General features: G+C 72.4%; 2 protein-coding genes. One reads left to right on the top strand and one right to left on the bottom strand.

The features are described from left to right. The coding region (locus ABZ885_RS42020) for an alpha/beta hydrolase (RefSeq protein ID WP_360200586.1) at positions 1 to 375 on the bottom strand (375 nt) is incomplete at its 3' end. Between the two features lie 154 nt (positions 376 to 529). Here ABZ885_RS42020 and ABZ885_RS42015 point away from each other — a divergent pair. Next, on the top strand, positions 530 to 886 hold the full coding sequence (locus ABZ885_RS42015; protein ID WP_360200584.1) for a hypothetical protein: 357 nt from the start codon (positions 530 to 532) through the stop codon (positions 884 to 886). Positions 887 to 1008: the final 122 nt, after the last annotated feature.

Genomic DNA, 1008 nt, shown 5'->3' with positions numbered 1-1008 from the left:
CACGGCCAGGAACTTCGCCTCGTCCGCTCGCGAGAACGTCGGCGACAGCAGCACCAGCGGCCCCGAGAACAAGCCGGCCGCGGCCATCTCCAGCGCCACGTTGGCCCCCAGGCTGTGCCCCACCACGACATCGCACCGCGCATGCCGGGCGAAACCCGCCATCAACCGCGCGTAGTTCTCCATCGACACGTCCCGCGGTGCCGGCGTCCGCCCGAAACCGGGCTGGGTCACGGCCACCAGCTGCAGCCCGGCCAGTGCGGGTTCGGCCATCACATCGGTGTAGAACTCGGCCGTGCACATCCCACCGGGGATCAGCATCACCCGCCGCGCAGCCTCGGCCGGACCGGCCTGCCGGACATCCCACGTCTGCTCCATAGGCAGATCCTGCCGCCGCCGCGCTTCCCCGGCCGGGACCTGCGCCGATCACGGAGTGTCGTACGCCGGGAAGGGCAGATCCGACCGGGAATTCGCGGCCGTGACCTGCGGTTCGACCGGAGCTCATCCGGACGCCTCGGGCCGGGACGAGGTGGTGGCCAGGGTTGTCGGGGGCCGGCCTACCCAGGTCGAGACCGGCCAGGTCCTCGCCACCCCGGGCGCGGTCCGCCCGCACACCCGGGTGCGGGCCACGCTGCGCGCGGGGGCGGCGCCCGGCGAAGGCCTCCAACTGCTCTTTCCCCCTGGCCGGAGGGCGGTGGACGCGACAGCGGACCTACCACGAGGCGCCGGCGCGATCGCCTCCGATGTCCGCGTCGAGGTCACCCTCAACCTGAGCCGGCCGGTCGTCTGCGAGGAAGGTACGGACTTCAGCGTGGTGGTCCAGACCGGCGACCACATCATCTCCACGCACCGCATCGGTACCGGCCGGGTCGCCGGGGCGCTCGATTGACCGCCCCGACGGCGAGGGCTCGTCCTGTGGCCTGGAGGAGCAGTCCGGCGGATTCCCGGCAGAGCCGAGCTCAGGTTCCACCCCAGGGGCCGAAGATAAGTGGGTCGGCGGTGCCCGCGATC

The sequence above is a fragment of the Kitasatospora sp. NPDC047058 genome, from assembly GCF_040643935.1.
Classification (GTDB): domain Bacteria; phylum Actinomycetota; class Actinomycetes; order Streptomycetales; family Streptomycetaceae; genus Kitasatospora.
The sequence above is the reverse complement of the archived record's forward strand: the minus strand, read 5'-3'. Positions and strand labels throughout refer to the sequence as shown.